At 57.5% G+C, this 3123-nt stretch carries 3 protein-coding genes; 2 read left to right on the plus strand and 1 reads right to left on the minus strand.

Features of this window, described 5'->3' with window-relative positions:
* A partial coding sequence (locus AAC083_RS22825) for a glyceraldehyde 3-phosphate dehydrogenase NAD-binding domain-containing protein (protein ID WP_258224865.1) occupies positions 1 to 128 on the minus strand: 128 nt, incomplete at its 3' end.
* A 346-nt stretch (positions 129 to 474) separates the two neighbouring features.
* On the opposite strand from AAC083_RS22825, the gene malQ reads away from it, so the two are divergent.
* The gene (malQ, locus tag AAC083_RS02335; protein ID WP_108537930.1) at positions 475 to 2664 is read left to right on the plus strand and encodes a 4-alpha-glucanotransferase; all 2190 of its coding nucleotides are present in this window, start codon (positions 475 to 477) and stop codon (positions 2662 to 2664) included.
* A gap of 82 nt (positions 2665 to 2746) precedes the next feature.
* Positions 2747 to 3123: GlgB N-terminal domain-containing protein (locus tag AAC083_RS02340; RefSeq protein ID WP_441296529.1), on the plus strand; the 377-nt coding region annotated here is incomplete at its 3' end.

The raw sequence follows: 3123 nt of genomic DNA on the forward strand, positions 1-3123 counted from the left end.
TAAGCCATGTAGTCAACGTCGATCAGGTCGTTGATACCAACCACTTCGATGTCAGTACGCTCAGCGGCCAGACGGAAGACGAAACGGCCGATGCGGCCAAAACCGTTAATACCTACTTTGATAGTCATATTTGGTTACCTAACTGTTCAGTAGTCAAAGAAAATTCCGTTTGTAAATTTACTAGAACTCCCCCATGAGTCAACCAACATTCTGTCTGAAATTGCGCTAAATCATGAAAAACTGTGAAATTTATTTTCGGTTTATGTAACTGACAACCAACTTTTGTCGAAAATGTCGTCGGTTGGTTCGCGTCACAGATATCAACAATAGTGCCTGTTCGGTCACACAACCAGCTAGGCAGATGTGTAAAAATGTGCGCGGTTCAGCATGGCCAAAGAGCCATTGTTCAAGTACCACCCATAAAAAATTAATCAAAATAGTATAGATAGAATCCACAGCGGGAATTCTCAAACTATGACCACCCTGATTGAACATCTGGCTGCCGCCAAAGGCATTGCCAGTGAGTATGTTGACGCCTGGGGCCACTCGGCCCAGGTATCCGAAGAGAGCAAGGCCGCCATGCTGGGCGCAATGGGTTATCGCGTCGATGACGAAGTAGCCCTGACGCAGCAGCTGGAGCAGGAGCATCGCCAGCATTGGCTGCGCGCGCTGGATCCCGTGATGGTGGTTCGCAGCGGTGAGCCCATTACCCTCGACGTTCGCTTGCCCATCGATTTCGTCAATGACGCCCTCAGCTGGCAGCTTGCGCTGGAGCAGGGGACTGTGTTGTCCGGCCAAATTACCCCCATCGAGGGTGAGCTGGTAGGCGTCGCAGAATTCGAAGAGATGGAGTGCCAGGCCTATCGCGTGGCGTTGAATGTGCAGCCTGAACTGGGTTATCACCAGCTGACCCTGCTGGAGGAGGGCAACGATGAGCCGCTCGCCAGCATGCGCCTCATCGTTGCGCCCAAATCCTGTTACAAGCAGGCTCCCATTGCCGCTGGCCGCAAAGTGTGGGGCCCGAGCGTGCAGCTCTACTGCCTGCGCAGCCGCCACAACTGGGGCATAGGCGATTTCAGCGATCTCGGCCAGCTGGTCGAGAAAGCTGCCGCCTGGGGGGCCCACTTCGTTGGCCTGAACCCCATTCATGCCCTCTATCCTGCCAACCCTGAGAGTGCCAGCCCTTACAGCCCCTCGTCCCGTCGCTGGCTCAATGTGGCCTACATCAACGTGGAGGTGGTGCCCGAGTTTCTGGCCAACGATCGTCTCAAGGCTGAGGTAGCCAACCCGGCGTTCCAGCAGCACCTAAGTGAGCTGCGCGCCAAGAGCAACGTGGATTACACCGGCGTCATCGAGACCAAGATCGGTATGCTGCGTCAGGTGTTCGACCAGGCCAGTTTCAGTGCCGAGCGCCAGGCCAACTTCGATGCCTTCGTGGCTGCCGGTGGCGACAGCCTGCAACAGCAGGCGGCCTTTGATGCCCTGCAGGCCTACTTCTATGGCAAGGGCGAAAATGCCTGGGGCTGGCCGGTATGGCCCGATGCGTACCGCGATTACCACAACCCCGAGGTGGCCACCTGGGTCGCCGCGCACCAGCAGGACGTTAACTTCTATCTCTACCTGCAGTTCCTGGCCGATGAGCAGTTGGCGCACGCCGATGCCCGCGCCAAGGCCGCCGGTATGGTGATGGGGATCTATCGGGATCTGGCGGTCGGGGTCTCTGAAGGCTCCACCGAGATTTGGGCCAACCGGGATCTTTACTGCCCGAAAGCCTCGGTCGGGGCGCCACCCGATATCCTGGGTCCCCTCGGCCAAAACTGGGGCCTGCCCCCCATGAACCCGAATCAGCTGTTCGAGGCGGGCTATCAGCCCATGGTGGATCTGTTCCGCGCCAACATGCGTTCCTGCGGCGCGCTGCGCATCGATCACGTGATGGCCTTGCTGCGCCTGTGGTGGGTGCCGCCCGGAGAGTCCGCCGCCAAGGGGGCCTACATCTACTATCCGGTCAACGATCTGTTGGGGATCCTGGCGCTCGAATCCCACCGCAATCAGTGCCTGCTGATTGGTGAAGATTTGGGCACTGTGCCCGAAGGCATAGACGTCACGCTGAAAGAGAACGGCGTTCACTCCTACAAGGTGTTCTTCTTCGAGCGATCCAAGGCCGATGGGGGTTTCATTTCCCCTGCACACTACACCGAGCAGGCGATGTCGGCCCTGACCACTCACGACATGCCGACCCTCAAGGGCTTCTGGCATTGCGACGATCTGGCGTTGGGCCGCGAGCTGAAATTGTATCCGGATGAAGACGTGCTCAAGACCCTGTATGCTGATCGCCATCAGGCAAAACAGCGGATCCTCGACAGCCTGCACGCTCATGGCGTCATCTCTGACAACGTCAGTCAAGACGTGAACTGGGTTGGCATGAATACAGAACTCAACCATGGGCTGCAACTGCATATGTCCCGCGGCAGCTGCGCCCTGTTCAGTACCCAGCTGGAAGACTGGCTGGAGATGGACAAGCCGGTCAACGTACCGGGCACCAGTTACGAATACCCCAACTGGCGTCGCAAGCTGTCCACCGATCTGGAGGATCTTTTTGCCAATGAAGCGCTCAAGGCGCTGGCAGGCAAGATGAGCCAGGCCCGTGATGAGGCCAGTCGTTGAGCCACTGCCGACAAAACGTGACTCACTTACATCCGCTTCGGCCTTGGCCGGAGCGGATGTTCAGCTATGAAAGGAAATCTCGATGCTCGTTGAACGTTTGGTTGCTGCCCGCTGCGCCGATCCCTTCTCTCATTTAGGCCTGCAGACCAACCCGGATGGGCCAGGCCTCAAATTGACTGTCTGGTTACCGGATGCCCTCGAGATGCGCGTCAGGGATCTCAAGTCGGGCAAAATCGTTGCCACCTTGGCACCCTCCGATGAATCGGGCCTTTTTGAAACTGTTTTCACCCGCCGTAAAAATCCCTTTCCCTACCAGTTGATCGCCGACTATGCCGATGCCAAAGCCGAATTTGTCGACCCCTACCAGTTTCAGGATGCAGGTTGGGCCGGTCTGGCGGAACTGACCTCCCAGCCGGACAACATCTACCACACGCTCGGTGCGCAACTGCGCACCGTGGA

The sequence above is a fragment of the Aeromonas sp. HMWF014 genome, from assembly GCF_963878295.1.
Taxonomy (GTDB): domain Bacteria; phylum Pseudomonadota; class Gammaproteobacteria; order Enterobacterales; family Aeromonadaceae; genus Aeromonas; species Aeromonas popoffii.